Source organism: Erythrobacter neustonensis (genome assembly GCF_001663175.1).
In the GTDB taxonomy this organism is placed as follows: domain Bacteria; phylum Pseudomonadota; class Alphaproteobacteria; order Sphingomonadales; family Sphingomonadaceae; genus Erythrobacter; species Erythrobacter neustonensis.
In genome coordinates, this window is the sequence record NZ_CP016033.1 from 721,188 (window position 1) to 735,171 (window position 13,984).

At 66.3% G+C, this 13,984-nt stretch carries 13 protein-coding genes; 5 read left to right on the forward strand and 8 right to left on the reverse strand.

Features of this window, described 5'->3' with window-relative positions:
• Positions 1–19 precede the first annotated feature (19 nt).
• From A9D12_RS03370 to A9D12_RS03390, 5 genes are all read left to right on the forward strand, one after another.
• Positions 20–1,525 (forward strand): sensor histidine kinase, encoded by a 1,506-nt coding sequence (locus A9D12_RS03370; RefSeq protein WP_082925371.1) that lies wholly within the window; start codon positions 20–22, stop codon positions 1,523–1,525.
• Positions 1,526–1,544: 19 nt separating this feature from the next.
• Positions 1,545–1,991 carry a response regulator gene (locus A9D12_RS03375; RefSeq protein WP_068349780.1) on the forward strand — a complete coding sequence of 149 codons (447 nt, stop codon included), beginning with the start codon at positions 1,545–1,547 and terminating at the stop codon, positions 1,989–1,991.
• The gene (locus A9D12_RS03380) at positions 1,988–3,043 is read left to right on the forward strand and encodes a sensor histidine kinase (protein WP_068349782.1); all 1,056 of its coding nucleotides are present in this window, start codon (positions 1,988–1,990) and stop codon (positions 3,041–3,043) included. The genes A9D12_RS03375 and A9D12_RS03380 overlap by 4 nt, the downstream gene beginning before the upstream one ends.
• 73 nt (positions 3,044–3,116) lie before the next feature.
• On the forward strand, positions 3,117–3,365 hold the full coding sequence (locus A9D12_RS03385; RefSeq protein ID WP_068349784.1) for a hypothetical protein: 249 nt from the start codon (positions 3,117–3,119) through the stop codon (positions 3,363–3,365).
• A gap of 90 nt (positions 3,366–3,455) precedes the next feature.
• Positions 3,456–4,028 (forward strand): hemerythrin domain-containing protein, encoded by a 573-nt coding sequence (locus A9D12_RS03390; RefSeq protein WP_156522787.1) that lies wholly within the window; start codon positions 3,456–3,458, stop codon positions 4,026–4,028.
• Positions 4,029–4,081: 53 nt separating this feature from the next.
• On the opposite strand, the gene A9D12_RS03395 is transcribed toward A9D12_RS03390, so the two are convergent.
• The 8 genes from A9D12_RS03395 to A9D12_RS03430 form a co-directional block, all read right to left on the reverse strand.
• Positions 4,082–7,117 carry a TonB-dependent receptor gene (locus A9D12_RS03395; RefSeq protein WP_082925373.1) on the reverse strand — a complete coding sequence of 1,012 codons (3,036 nt, stop codon included), beginning with the start codon at positions 7,115–7,117 and terminating at the stop codon, positions 4,082–4,084.
• A gap of 54 nt (positions 7,118–7,171) precedes the next feature.
• Positions 7,172–7,594 (reverse strand): Na+/H+ antiporter subunit G, encoded by a 423-nt coding sequence (locus A9D12_RS03400; protein WP_068349786.1) that lies wholly within the window; start codon positions 7,592–7,594, stop codon positions 7,172–7,174.
• Positions 7,591–7,872 (reverse strand): K+/H+ antiporter subunit F, encoded by a 282-nt coding sequence (locus A9D12_RS03405; RefSeq protein ID WP_082925374.1) that lies wholly within the window; start codon positions 7,870–7,872, stop codon positions 7,591–7,593. The genes A9D12_RS03400 and A9D12_RS03405 overlap by 4 nt, the downstream gene beginning before the upstream one ends.
• Complete coding sequence (locus A9D12_RS03410) at positions 7,869–8,357, reverse strand: Na+/H+ antiporter subunit E (protein WP_068349788.1); 489 nt, start codon at positions 8,355–8,357, stop codon at positions 7,869–7,871. The genes A9D12_RS03405 and A9D12_RS03410 overlap by 4 nt, the downstream gene beginning before the upstream one ends.
• Positions 8,354–9,874, reverse strand: a complete 1,521-nt coding sequence (locus A9D12_RS03415; protein WP_068349790.1) for a monovalent cation/H+ antiporter subunit D — start codon at positions 9,872–9,874, stop codon at positions 8,354–8,356. The genes A9D12_RS03410 and A9D12_RS03415 overlap by 4 nt, the downstream gene beginning before the upstream one ends.
• The gene (locus tag A9D12_RS03420) at positions 9,871–10,260 is read right to left on the reverse strand and encodes a Na+/H+ antiporter subunit C (protein WP_068349792.1); all 390 of its coding nucleotides are present in this window, start codon (positions 10,258–10,260) and stop codon (positions 9,871–9,873) included. Before A9D12_RS03420 ends, A9D12_RS03415 begins: the two co-directional genes overlap by 4 nt.
• A complete protein-coding gene (locus A9D12_RS03425) occupies positions 10,257–13,082 on the reverse strand; it encodes a monovalent cation/H+ antiporter subunit A (protein ID WP_231889687.1) in 2,826 nt (941 codons plus the stop codon). Before A9D12_RS03425 ends, A9D12_RS03420 begins: the two co-directional genes overlap by 4 nt.
• A 305-nt stretch (positions 13,083–13,387) precedes the next feature.
• Entirely contained in the window at positions 13,388–13,936 is a 549-nt protein-coding gene (locus A9D12_RS03430) for an adenine phosphoribosyltransferase (protein ID WP_068349796.1), read from the reverse strand.
• Positions 13,937–13,984 lie beyond the last annotated feature (48 nt).

Consider the following 13,984-nt stretch of genomic DNA (forward strand, 5'->3'; position numbering starts at 1 on the left):
TGACAAAGTGACCCGGGCGATGACCGCTACCGATTATGACGAAGACGTGCCGATGCAGGCTTCGGAAAATCGGCAGATGTTCGGTTATCTGACCAGCCGCCCGTGGATCCCGCTGGTGCTGGGCTTTGCACTGGTGCTGGGCGTGGGCGTCATCACCACCCTCACCGTTGCCGCATCGCAGACTTATAACCGGGAAGTGCGCCGTGCGCTGGTGACACTGGGGGCAGCGGACTCGGTGACGCTGTCGATCCTCGAAATGAACTCGGCGCAGCGCGGCTACATCCTCAACCGCGATGAGGCCTTTCGCAAACGCTTCATCCAGGCGCGTTCCGATCTCGACCGCGATCTGCGCGCGCTGAAAAGCGAATATGCGGTTCTCGATCTGCCCGAGGGGCTCGAGGAAGAAGTCGAGATCGCGGTGAACGACCGGCTTTCGGCCTTCAACGAAATCAACCGCATGCTGACCGCCGACGATGTCGCGGGCGCGGGCCGCTATTCCGCCGAGGCACGACTGTTCACCGACAACGTCCGCGATGCGCTGCGCAAGGTCAAGCAGGTAGCCTACAACCGATTATATGCCAGCCAGCGCGCCGCCACGGCCGCGGGCGACCGCGCCTATCTTCTGATCATTGCGGGCCTTGTCATGGCCTGCCTGTTGATCCTGGGTTCGATCGTGCTGCTGGTGCGCCGCAGCGGCGAACTGGAAAAGGCCAATGAAGAGGTCCGTCAATTGGCCGAAACGCTCGAACATCGGGTCGAGGAACGCACCGCCGACCTTGCCGAAGCCAATGAGGAAATTCAGCGGTTCGCCTATATCGTCAGCCACGATCTGCGCAGCCCGCTGGTCAACATCATGGGCTTCACCGCCGAACTCGAAGACGCGCAGCGGACGATGGCCGATTACGCCACTGCTGAAGACAGCGCCGTGCCGCCCGACGTGCGCGAGGCGATCGTCACCGACATGCCCGAAGCGATGGGCTTTATCCGCGCCGCGACCGGACGGATGGACCGGTTGATCAAGGCGATCCTGCAAATCTCGCGCGAGGGGCGCCGCACGCTCACCCGCGACACGATCGATCTTCGCGCGCTGTTCGAGGGGATTGCCGACAGCCTTTCGGGGCAGACCGATGCTGCCGGTGCGACGATCACCGTTGGCGACCTGCCCGAAGTCGAGGGCGATCGCACCGCGCTCGAACAGGTGTTCGGCAACCTGCTCGACAACGCGGTCAAATATTTGCGCCCCGGTGTGCCGGGCGAGATCAAGGTCACCGGCGAACAGCGCGGCAAGCGCGTGGTGATCCGCGTCGAAGACAATGGCCGGGGCATTGCCGCGCATGATCGCCGCCGCGTGTTCGAACTGTTCCGCCGCTCGGGCGAACAGGATCGCCCCGGCGAAGGCATCGGCCTTGCCCATGTGCAGGCACTGGTTCGCCGGCTTGGCGGGCAGATCCATGTCGAGAGCGAGCTGGGCGAAGGAAGCTGCTTTACCGTTACCCTGCCGCTGACTATGGCCACGCGAAACTAAGAAAAAAGAGGACGGAATCATGGCTCCAGGAGACCATCATCAGGTTACGATCCTCATGGTCGAAGACGACTTGGGCCACGCCCGGTTGATCGAGAAGAACATCCGCCGCGCCGGCGTGATGAACGAAATTATCCACGCTGCCGATGGCACCACCGCGCTCGATCACTTGCGCAAGGGCATGGGCCCCTCGCACCGCCCGTTCCTGGTGCTGCTCGATCTCAACCTGCCCGACATGAGCGGGACGACGATCCTTGAGCACCTCAAGTCCGATCCGGGCCTGCGCCGGTTCCCGGTGATCGTGCTGACCACCACCGATGACGAACGCGAAATCCAGCGCTGCTACGATCTGGGCGCCAACGTCTACATCACCAAGCCGGTCGATTACGAAGCCTTCACCACGGCGATCCGGCAGCTCGGGCTGTTCCTCGCGGTGATGCAGGTTCCGCAGCCGGACGACGGAGCGTGACCGACCGGGCGCCTCAACCGCGCCTGCTGTACATCGATGACGACGACGGGTTCGCACGCCTGCTGTCGCGTGCACTGACCCGGATGGGTTTTGTCGTCACCCACGCCCCCGACGGTGCCAGCGGGCTTGCGCGGCTGGAAGCCGGGACCTTCGATGTCATTGCGCTCGATCACTACATGCCCGGCCTTTCGGGCGAGCAGACGCTCGAAAAGATCGTCGCGATGCCCGCCCCGCCCCCGGTCGTCTATGTCACCGCCTCCGACGAAACGCAGGTGGCCGTATCCGCACTGAAATCGGGCGCGGCGGATTATGTCATCAAGGATATGGGCGCAGGCTTCTTCGATCTGCTTGCAGAAATCCTGCGACAGGCGATGGAAGGCGATCGCCTGCGCCGCGCCGAACAGGCCGCACAGATCGAAGTGGCCGCCGCGCGCGAACGCGCCGAAGTGCTGTTGATCGAGGTCAATCACCGCGTCGCCAACAGCCTGACGCTGGTGGTGTCGATGGCGCATCTCCAGGCCGCCGCGCTCCCGCCGGGCGAAGCCAAGCAAGCAATTGAGGATTTTGCCAACCGCGTCTATGCGATCGCGCAGGTGCACAAGCGGCTTTACACCTCGCAGGATATCCGCGCGGTCCAGCTCGACACCTATCTGGCCGAACTGGTGCGCGATCTGCATCGCAGCGTCACCAGCCAGAAAGCGATCACGCGGATCACCTTCGACTGCCCGCCGCTTTCGGTCAGCACCGACCGCGCAATCTCGATCGGCGTGATCCTGTCCGAACTGATCACCAACGTGACCAAATATGCCTACCCCGGCGAACGGCGCGGCGAAGTGCGCGTGCGGATCCTGTGTGACGATAGCGGTGTCGCGCGGCTCGAGGTCGATGACGACGGCGTCGGGATCAGCGGCGATACGCCGACCGGCACAGGGCTCGGCACGCAGGTGATGGATGCGCTGGCGCATGGCCTTAGCGGTCGGATCGAATTGTCGCGGCGCGACCGCGGCACCCGCGCGACGCTCCATTTCGAGGCGAATTGCGTCCCCGACTGATGGTGCCGCGCGGCCGCGGCGATGGAACATTCGCCGGCCCATGCGGCTTTACCCCCGCCGAAGGAGACATCACATGATCAAGAACATCATCGGCGCCGTCGTCGGCGCGAAGCTCGCCAAGAACACCCCCAAGGTCGACAACGGCACCGGCGCGATCCTCGGCTCGATCGCTCCGCTGGTCATCGCCCGGATGAGCTTGCCGACGATGCTTGCCGTGGGTGCGGGCGGCTACCTGCTCAAGAAGCACCGCGAAAAGCAGGCTGCCGGCGACACCCTCGCCAGCAAGCCGGTGTCGGCCTACACCCCCGTCAATCCGGCGTAAGCCGCCCGGCGCGCAAGTTGCGGCGATGGTTGCCCCCCGATGGGAGCGCGGCCATCGCCGTCTAGCATTGTGCGAATGGAGAAATCCGTCATGACCAAATCCGACAGTCCGGTCAGCGAAGCCGAAGCCAAAGCGGCCGCGATCGCCCGCGCCAAGGCAATTGCCCCCGATATCGCCGCGCGCATCGGCAGCACCCCGGCGACCACCTTCCGCGGCAATCCCAACATCTTCGGCCGGCTGGTTGCCGATCATGACGAACACCGCGCATTGCTGGCGATGGTCGAGGAAACTTCGGGCGATTCGCCCGATCGGCGCGCGTTGTTCGATGCGATGGTCGCCGAAATGCACGCCCATGCCGCCGCCGAGGATCAGGCGCTGTGGTCGGTGGTGCTGCGCAATCCCGACACCACGCACGATGCGCGCCACGCGGTCGCCGAACACAAGCAGATCGACGATCTGATCGAAGAACTGCAGGAGGCCGACATGGCCTCTCCGGGCTGGCTGGCGCAGTTCGCCAAGCTCAAGGACAAGTACCTGCACCACATCCGCGAGGAGGAGCAGGAGCAGTTCGTGGCTGCCGAGGAACACCTGAGCGATGCCGACATCAAGCACCTGCTGAGCGTTTTCGAGCGCCGCAAGAAGGCCGAAAAAGCCGACGCCTGACCCACCCGGCAACGCCCGGAGCACAAACGTTCCGGGTGTCTCCTCCGCGCCCGTCAGAACCGATAGGCAATCCCGAACTGGAATTGCCGCGGCGGTCCGGCATTGCGCTGCACGAATGGCGCGCCGCCGCCAAGCTGGATCTGGTTCGACGTGGTCGCCGCATTGGCAAAACCGCTCTGGTTGTTGGCGTTGAGCACGTTGAACACATCCGCGCTCGCCTCGATCCGCCCGCCCGCCACCGGCAGCGCATACCGCACCCCCAGATCGACGCTCGCCGACCAGGGCAGCCGCGCCGAATTGCGCCGCTCGCCCGGATAGCGATCCGAATTGCCGAGGTAGTTCTCACCGAAGCTCGCCCCGTCGCCGTTGAGATCCTGCGTCCCGAAAATGCCCGCATCGGGGACGAGGTTGACCGGCTGGCCCGACTGGAACAGCCCCGCTGCGGTCAGCGTCCAGCACGGTGCGGGATAGAAATAGCCGACGAGCGAGATAACGTGCCGCCGGTCATTCGCCGAAGGACCCCATTCGCCCGCGAAGTCATTGGCATTGCTGCTGCGGAAATTGATGTCGTCGGTGTCGTTGCGCAGCCGCGACAGGGTGTAGCTGGCGCGGAAAGCATAATCATCCGGCCCGCGCGCCTTGATCGCCTGCACGATCAGCGCGAGATATTCGGCCCGCCCGGCGGTTTCGGTGACGGTGATCTGCCGCGCGCCGCCCGGCACCAGTCCAACCGGACGCGTGGCATCGGCATCGGCCTGCGAGCGGACGAGCCCAAGGCTCTGCGCCAGCGCGAGCCGCGCGGCATTGTCGGGCAGGCTGCGCAGCAGCGCGATATTCGCCGGGGTCAGCGCGGCAAGATCGGGCGTGAAGGGCGACGGCGCATTGAAATCGCGCAGCCGCGCCAGATTGTGCGAGCGGCTGTAAAGCGCATCCACCGACAGCGTCAGCGCATCGCTCGCCGCATATTGATAGCCTGCGCTCAGTTGCAGGCTCCACGGGTTGTCATAGCCGGTGGGGCTCAGAATCCGCGCCTCGCCCAAGGTGGCGCTGTCGCGCAAGGCCTGCACCGCTTCGGGCGGCGGACATGCGCTTACCCGCGCGCAGGGCGGGGAGACGGTGAGGTTGCCCGCGAAGGTCAGATCGGCAAGGTCAACGCCCGCGGGAATTGCCCCTGCTGCCTGCAATTGCGCCAATTGCGAAACGAACCCCGGCGCAGTCGTATTGCGCTGCAGCGCGTCCGAGACCACGGCATAACTGAGCTTGCCGGTAAATATCCCCGCCCCGAACCGCACCGCCGAACGCGCATCGGGCTGCCAGTTCACCGCCAGCCGCGGGGCGATGTTGTCGGTATCGCCGCGCCCTGCCCCGGCTTCGGTCAGCGTATCGTAATCCCACCGCACGCCCAGTGTCGCGGTCAGATTGGCGGCAAGGTCCCATGCATCCTCGAGATAGAGCGCGACCAGCGCCTGCCCCGTGCCGAAGCGTTGCGGGCGCAGTTCGACCGCGTAATTCGCCACCACCGGATCGAGCGCGAGGATATCCTGCGCGCCAAGGGCAAGGCCGCGGCCCGCAAGGCTTGCCGCTTCGGCCGCGGTCAGATCGACGGTGTAGTTGCCAAAAGGATTGCCCCCGCCCAGCAAGGCGAAGTCGGACGCGATCACATCGACCCCTGCGCTGATGCGGTGCGCGCCGATCTCGCGCGTGAGGCGGTGGGTGGTCTGCCAGGTTTCTTCCAGACTGTCGAAGACATAGCCCGGGTTGCCGACCACGGCGGCGACCAGTCCCGATGGCCCGCGCACAGTCACCTGCGGCCCCGGCGCGCCCGCGGCCTCGCCGTAGTCCCACCGGAAGCGGCTGAACTGCACCGCGCCGTCATAGGAAAAATTTGCCCCGGCATAGCTCGCGGTGGCCGCCAGCAGCGTCGAGAACCGGTCCTGCTGCGATCCTGCCGAAGGGAAGGTGGCATTGCCGCCGCCCAACGCGCCGCCCGGCCGGTCGATCGTCACGCGGCCGACGTTGGCGCGCAGGCCCAAGGTCCAGTCGCCCGTCAGCCGGTGATCGAGCCGGAGCGAGCCCAGATGGAAACGGTTGCGTCCCGTCACATTGCCCACCACGCCCAGCAAGGGCGCATCGACCACCTGCGTGTTGCGATCGGCGGTGAATTCGTAGTTCGCGTAAAGGAAGGTGCGGCTTCGCTGCAAGGCGCCGCCTGCGGCAAAGCCCGCCTGATAGCGTTCGAAGCTTTCGCCGACAAAATTGCCCGACAGGTCGCGGCGGGGGAAGGCAGAGGGGGAATCCAGCGGCCTGCCGGGCCTCACCAGCAGATAGGCCTCGCCCGTAAAATCGTTGCTTCCCGACGGGCTGGTATAATTGACTATGCCATTAGCGGTGCGCCCGTAGGCGGCCGAATAGGAGTTGGCCAGCACGGTGACTTCGCGGGTGAAGCCCAGCGGCACGGGAAACTTGATCCCACCTAGAAAGTTCTCGTTGTTGTCGAGGCCGTCGAGCAGATAATTGGTGTCGAGCCCGTTCGATCCGTTGATCGAAATCGCCGGCGCTTCGGGGAAGAACCCGGTCGATGCCACGACATTGGGCAGCCGGATCAGCGCCGCTGTCACATCGCGCCCCTCGATCGGCAGGGCTTGCAACTGCGCCTTCCCGAGCGAGGCGGAAATTTCGGCATTGGCGGTGTTGAGCGCGGTGATCGCGCGCGCGGCAGTGACGACGATGCCGGGCTCGCCTGCGGCTTCCAGTTGCAGGATCACGCTGCGGGTGAAATTCGCGCGCAGATCCACCGCCTGCGCGGCGAGCGGGGCGAAGCCTTCGGCGCGCGTCACCGATACGCGGTATACGCCCGCGGTGCTCAACCCGCCCAGTTGCACCATGCCGCGCGCATCGGTGATCGCGTTGCGCGACAGGCCGATTGCGGGGTTTTCGATGCTGATTTCGGCACCCGGAACGCCCGCGCCTTGCGGATCGACCACGGTGATCGCGATCCCTGCCTGCTGCGCCTGAGCCGCCGGCGCCGCGACAATACAGACAAGTGCTGCTGCGCTGCCCGCAAGCGCGCTGCGATAGATCGCCGCCATGTGAAACACCCCTGTTTTGCCCCCGCGGCGCCGTGCCTAGCGCCGTGTGTAACGCTAGTCGCCTTCCATGTCGCCCGGCGAGCCTTCGTGCGGCGCTTCGTGCGTCGCCCAGTCCACCCCGCCCGGCGGCGGCGCGGGCGGCCCGGCAGGGCTGGGCAGCGCATCCGCCTCGCCCACGCGCATCCGGTGCAGGTGCACCTTGGCGATCATGTTGGCGCTGATCGGCGCGGTCATGAACAGGAACACCGACACCAGCAATTCATGCGTGGTCCACGTGCCGCGCACCAGCTGGAACCACAGCACCGATGCCAGCAGAATGCCACCAAGCCCCAGCGTTGTCGCCTTGGTGGGGCCATGCAATCGCTCCATCAGCGTTGGCAGGCGCACCAGCCCCCAGCTGCCGATCAGCGCGAAGCTGCCGCCCAGCACGATCAGCGCGGCGACCAGCCATTGCGACAGGACGGCAAGGTCGCTCATTCGATGATATCCCCGCGCAGCAGGAACTTGGCATAGGCGACCGTGCCCACGAACCCGACCATCGCGAGCAGCAGCGCGGCTTCGAAACTGGTGCCGCTGCTGCCCGCAATCCCGGCGAGCACGATCAACCCGATGACATTGATCACCATCGTGTCGAGCGCGAGGATGCGGTCGGCCACGCCCGGCCCGCGTACGAGCCGCCACAGGTTCATCGCCAGCGCCAGGCCGAGCGCACCAAAGCCGAACAGGATCGCGCCGTCGAGCACCGCGCCGCTCATCGGAAGATCTCCTTCAACCGCGCCTCGTAACGCGTCTTGACCTTGGTCACCTCGCCTGCCGGGTCGGGCGCGTGGAGCGCGTGGACAAGCAGGTATTTCCCGCAGGCCGAAACATCGGCGGACACTGTTCCGGGCGTCAGGCTGATCGTGCCCGCGAACACCGTGATCGCCTCGATGCTGTCGAGATCGAGCGGCACGGTCAGCCAGGCGGGACGCAGATCGGCGGAGCGTTTGAACAGGATGATCGCGGCGACCTCGAAATTGGCGACCACGATGTCGCGCAGCACGAGGAGGACATAAAACAGCGCGGGAACGTAGCGCACGCGCGGGCGACCGGGCCACCAGGCGGCCGTGAAGATGGGAACGATGATCCCGAACACGAGGCCGAGCAGCAGCGCACCGAAACTGATCTCGCCCACCATCACCAGCCACATCGCGGTGAGCAGCGCGGTGAGACCCGGATGCGGGAAAAGGCGCGCGATCATTGCATCGGCTCCGTCAGCACCACGGCGGCGGTCTGCGCGGGATCAAAGATTTGCTGCGCGGCGGCAGACGTGTAATCGCTGACGATCCCGGCACCGACGGACAGCGCGGCCAGCAGCGCAAGCGCGATGGCAGGCGCGATCATATCGGTGCGGTTGGCGCGCGGCGGGGGCATGTCGGCGTTCTCGGCGGTTTTCCAAAACACCGCGCTGCCCGTGCGCGCAAAGCCGATCACCGCGATCAGCGTGGTGACGAGGATCACGCCGAAGCCCCAGCCCCAATCGGGCTGCGTGGTGAGCGCGGAAAGCACCAGCAACTTGCCGATGAAGCCCGACAATGGCGGCAGGCCCGTCACCCCGATCGCCGCCGCCATGAACAGCATTGCCGCAAGCCCGCGCCCCGCAAAGGCCGCGCCGGGCGTTGCATTGTCGCGGTAGCTGCCGCGCCGCCGTGCCGCGACATCGACTGCGAGGAACAAGGCCGCCGCCGCCAGCGTCGAATGGACGAGGTAGTAAAGGGCCGCACCCATCGTTGCCGGGTTCCAGCCCGCGACCGCGATCAGCAGCGTGCCGGTCGACCCGACCACCGCATAGGCTGCCTGTTCGGACAGGGACCGCGCGCTGAACACCCCGACGAAGCCGATAATTGCGCTCAGCATCGCGGCGGGCAGCAACCACGGCCCCGGCACGAATGCGGCAAAGCCTGCGCTTTCGCCGAACACCTGCGGCACCACGCGGATCAGCGAATAGACCCCGACCTTGGTCATGATCGCAAACAGGGCCGCCACCGCCGGGGTCGCCGCCGCATAGGTGCGCGGCAACCACAGGTGGAGCGGCACCACCGCGGCCTTCAGCGCGAACACGCTGGTGAGCAGCAGCCCGGCGATCCGCAGCATCCCCTGATCATCGGGCGCGATCGAGGCGATCCGCAGCCCCATGTCGGCCATGTTGAGCGTGCCGGTGAGCGCATAGAGCATCCCCAGTGCAATCAGGAACAGCGACGAGCCGACAAGGTTCACCACCACATACTGCACCCCGGCCTTCAATCGCGCGGCGCCCTGCCCGTGCAGCATCAGGCCATAAGACGCGATCAGCAGCACCTCGAAGAACACGAAGAGGTTGAACAGATCGCCGGTCAGGAACGCGCCGTTCAAACCCATCAACTGGAACTGGAACAAGGGGTGGAAATGCCAGCCCTTGCGATCGGTGCGGGTCAGCACCGCGTGCAGCAGTGCGATCAGCCCCAGCACCGCAGTCAGCACCAGCATCAGCGCGGCGAGCCGGTCGGCCACCAGCACGATCCCGAAAGGCGCAGGCCACGCGCCCAGCGCATAGGACAGCACCGTCCCGTCCGACACCCGCGCCATCAATGCCAGCGCCAGCGCCAGTTGCACCGCGCCCGATACCAGTGCGATCCCCACCGCCAGCGCCCGGCGGCGCTGCATCAGCAGGAGCGCGACCGGGCCGGCGAGCGCGGGCACCGCAATCGGCAGAATCGGCAGGTGATCGGCCAGCGTCACGGTGCGTCTCCCGCAGCGTCGGTATCGTCCGCAAGCCCGTCCTGCACATCGCACGGCACCTCGGCCCCGTCGACATGGTCGCTGCCAGTTTCAAGGAAGCTGCGCAGCGCGAGGATTACCACGAAAGCGGTCATGCCGAAGGTGATGACGATCGCGGTCAGCACCAGCGCCTGCGGCAGCGGATCGGTGTATTCGGTCACCGCCTTGTCCCAGATGGGCGGGCGCGCCAGCACCAGCCGGCCGCTCGCGAACAGGAACAGGTTCACCGCATAGGAAATCAGCGTCAGCCCCAGCACGACCTGAAACGTGCGCGCCCGCAGGGCGAGGTAAATGCCGCCGGCAACCAGCACGCCGATCGCGCTCGCGACGAGGAATTCATAGCTCATCGGCCGCGCTCCCGTTCAGCGGCGGCGGCGCGCGCGGCGCGCTTGGCGATCGCGCTCAACTGCGAGAGCGCGAGCATCACTGCGCCCAGCACCGTCAGGAACACGCCGGTATCGAAGATCATCGCGCTGGTCAGCTCGAACTCGCCCACCAGAGGCCAAGTGAAATAATCGAACCAGCTGGTCAGGAACGGCGCGCCGAATAGCATCGCACCCAGCCCGCATGCCATCGCGGCAAGCACGCCCCACGCGATGAGGCGATGCTCGTTGAAGGGTTTGCGCGCATCGGACCAGTCGAACCCGGCGGCCAGATATTGCACGAGGAAGGCCGCCGCCACCACCAGCGCGGCGATGAACCCGCCGCCCGGCTGGTTGTGACCGCGCAGGAACAGGTAAATCCCCACCATCAGCGTCAGCGGCAGGATGATCCGGCTCGCCGCGACGAACATCATCGGATGGCGCTCGGGCGAATGGGGCATATCCTCGCGCCATGCGCGCAGCCGCGCCCCCGCCGCGCCGCGCGCCGCAGTGTCGAGCAGCGCATAGATGCCCAAGCCCGCCACGCCCAGCACGATGATCTCGCCCAGCGTGTCGAAGGCGCGGAAATCGACGAGGATCACGTTGACCACATTGGTGCCGCCGCCGCCCGACTTGGCATTGGCAAGATGATAGGCGGCAATCGTGCTGCCCGGATCGCGCGTCAGCATCGCCCAGGCAATCGCGCCCACCAGCAATCCGCCCGTCCCGGCAATCGCCGCGTCGCGCAGCATCCGCGGGCGCGACGACAGGGTGGGCGGGCTCTTGGGCAGCATGTTGAGCGCGAGCAGCAGCAGCAGCACCGTCACCGCCTCGACCGAAATCTGCGTGAGCGCGAGATCGGGGGCGGAGAGCACCGCGAAGGTCAGGCTGACCACCAGACCGATCACGCTGATCACGATCAATGCGCGCAGGCGGTGATGCGATCCGGCAGTGACGATCGCGGTTGCGACCAGCAACAGCGCCCATGCGACGACGGCGGGGAAATTGGCGGGCAGCAGCGTGCGCGTGCCGGTCAGGCTGCCGCCGCCGACGATTGCTCCCTCAACGATCAGCGCGATGATGACCGCAAAGCTGGCGAGCAGCATCCTCTGGAGCGAGGGCGTGTGGGTGGCGACCATGAACTTGCGCGCGCGCGCCACCGCAAAGCCCAGCGCGCGCTCGAACAGCGCTTTGGCATCGGGCAGGCGCGCCCGCTCCCACAGCGCAAGCAGCCCGCCATGCTGCCAGAGCAGCAGCGCGCCGCCCGCGACCGCGATGAGGCTGAGGATCAGCGCAAGATTGACCCCATGCCACAGCGACAGTTCCACTTCTGGTATGCCGAGCCCCGTCACCGCGCCGGTCGCCGCGCCCACCAGCGGCGCGGCGATCAACATCGGCACAAGGCCCAGCAGAACCGCCAAACCCGTCAACAATGCAGGCGCGCCCCACATTCCGGGCGAGGGATCATGCGCGCGGGCGAAGGGTTCGGCCTCGCGAGGTTTGCCGAAGAACAGGTGCCCCGCCAGCCTGAGCGAATAGCCGACCGAGAAGGTCGCGCCCAGGGTCGCCAGCAGCGGCAACAGCCAAGGCAGACCAAACAGCACAAACTTGGGCGTCTGGTAGAGCATCAGCTCCTTGGAAATGAACCCGCCCAGCGGCGGCAGCCCCGCCATCGACGCCGCCGCCAGCGTTGCGACGAGCGCGGTGACCGGCATCGCCTTGGCCAGCCCGCCAAGCCTGCGGATATCGCGCGTGCCGGTTTCATGCTCGACGATCCCGGCGCTCATGAACAAGGCCGCCTTGAACGCGGCATGGTTGAGGATGTGCAGCACCGCGGCCATTGCGGCCGCTTCGAGGCTGAAACCCAGCAGCATCACCAGCATGCCAAGCTGCGAGATTGTCGAATAGGCAAGGATGCTTTTCAGGTCGTGCCGGAACAACGCGACCACCGCGCCAAACACCATCGTCACCAGCCCCACGCCCGTCACGATCAGCGTGTATTCGGGCGTGCCCGCCAGCACCGGCCACAGCCGCGCGAGCAGGAACACGCCTGCCTTCACCATCGTCGCCGAATGCAGATAGGCGCTGACCGGCGTGGGCGCGGCCATCGCGTGGGGCAGCCAGAAGTGGAACGGGAACTGCGCGGACTTGGTGAAACAGCCCAAGAGGATCAGCGCGAGGATCACGGGGTAAAGCGGCGATCCCTTCACCACCGCACCGCGTTCGAGGATCGTGGCCAGATCGAAACTGCCCGCGACCAGTCCCAGCAGCACCAGCCCGCCGATCAGCGCAAGCCCCCCGCCCCCGGTGATCGCGAGCGCCATGCGCGCGCCTTGGCGCGCCTCGGGCTTGTGCTGCCAGAACCCGATCAGCAGGAAGCTGGCAAGGCTCGTCATTTCCCAGAAGATCATCAGCAGCAGGACATTGCCCGCAATCACGATCCCCAGCATTGCGCCCTGAAACAGCATCAGGCTGGCAAAGAAGCGGCCCGTGTCCTCGCTTTCGTAGAGGTAGCTGTGCGCAAAGATCACCACCAGTAGTCCGATGCCGAGGATCAGCAGCGCGAACATCCAGCCCAGGGGATCGAGTATCAGCGCGAAATCGAGCCCCAGCGCAGGCACCCAGCCCCATGATGCGGCAGGCGCAGTGCCGAACAGTGCCGGCGCGGCAAGGCTGGCGATCAGCGCAAGGCCCGCAGCCGAAGCGCCGCCCGCGATGCCCGAATGCACCGCGCGCGGCGCAGCATGCAGCAGCGCAATCGCGAGCGCGGCACCGAACGGCATCAGGGCCAGAATCAGAAGCGTCATGGCGGTTGCCATAGGCGGCTCGTCGGGTCCTTCACGGGAAAAGCATACATGGGCGGAGCGCGCATCACCCCCCCCGACCGCGGCCATAGACGACGATGATACAACAGGACAACCCGCCGACCCCATCCAATGTTCCGCCGAGCGCATGGCCTGAGGCACGGCGGTGCAGTCAGACCTTGCCGCGTTTTGCGCGCACCTTGCCCCCGTCCTGACCCTGTCCTGCCTCCCTTCAGCCCCGTCTTGCAGCGCCCATGCGCCTGTGTTTCACGTGAAACATCGCTGCGGTGCGGATGCGCGCGCTTGGGCTATTCGCCTTCGAAGGCCATCAAGGATGTGACGGCAATCCCTGCCTGACGCAACCGATCGGCTCCGCCGAGATCGGGCAGGTCGATCACGAACAGCGCATGGGTCACCGCCGCACCTGCCCGGCGGAGCAGCTCGGCCGATGCCAGTGCCGTGCCGCCGGTGGCGATCAGGTCGTCGACGATCACGACATTCTCTCCCGCGCCGATCGCGCCCGGATCGACTTCGAGCCGGTCGGTCCCGTATTCGAGCGCGTAGTCGATGCCGATGGTGGGGATCGGCAGCTTGCCGGGTTTGCGCACCGGGACAAAGCCGACGCCAAGCTGCACCGCGACCGCCGCGCCGAAGATGAACCCGCGCGCCTCCATCCCGGCAATCTTGTCCGCCCCGGCATCACGCGCGGCGGCGGCAAGGTGATGCACGCTCGCCGCCATGCCCTGATGGTGCCCGATCAGCGTGGTGATGTCGCGGAACTGGATGCCGGGGTGCGGGAAGTCGGGCACGGTGCGCACCAGCCCCTTCAACTCCTCCGGCGAGAGATGCGGTGTCATGTGGCAAACGCCCCTTTCGTGGTGCTCAAAGCACAAGCGCCCCGCCAT